Genomic DNA, 666 nt, shown 5'->3' on the forward strand with positions numbered 1-666 from the left:
GGGGCAGCATTCCTGTAATGAATGAAAATGAGATTTGAGCATAAAAAGACCTCTTGATACGATGAAAGTGTCCTAAATGCTGGCCAGCTTAAGGGACAAAACAATCAAAATCAGGAGGTCCATCATGAATTATAACCAAAATAGGAAGATTGCTCAAATCACGCCTGAAACGCTTATTATCGGTGTAGATATCGCAAAATTCAAACACGTTGCCAGAGCTCAAGACTTTAGAGGAATAGAGTTTGGATCACCTTGTTATTTTGAGAATACAAAAGAAGGATTTCACTATTTTCTAGATTGGATCTGTCAGCTTAAACAGAAACACGAGATGCATCAAGTCATTGTCGGGATGGAACCGACAGGGCATTATTGGTTTAACTTAGCGCATATTCTGAAGGAAAAAGGCATTAAATTTGTGGCAGTTAATCCACTGCACGTAAAGAAAACTAAAGAACTTGATGATAACTCGCCAACAAAGAATGACGTGAAAGATGCGAGAGTCATTGCACAATTGGTTAAGGACGGGAGATATGCCGAACCAACTATTCCACAAGGCGTTTATGCCGAACTTCGGGTGGCTAAGAAATTACGCGATCTACTAACGGTTGACCAACAGATTGTACAAGGACAAGTTCATAACTGGATTGATCGCTACTTTCCTGAATT

General features: G+C 39.8%; 1 protein-coding gene. It reads left to right on the forward strand.

Annotated elements, in window-relative coordinates; translation table 11 throughout:
• Positions 1–124: 124 nt before the first annotated feature.
• The coding region (locus CYL18_RS19030; RefSeq protein ID WP_146102865.1) for an IS110 family transposase at positions 125–666 on the forward strand (542 nt) is incomplete at its 3' end.

The organism is Pradoshia eiseniae, assembly GCF_002946355.1.
GTDB classification, from domain to species: domain Bacteria; phylum Bacillota; class Bacilli; order Bacillales; family Pradoshiaceae; genus Pradoshia; species Pradoshia eiseniae.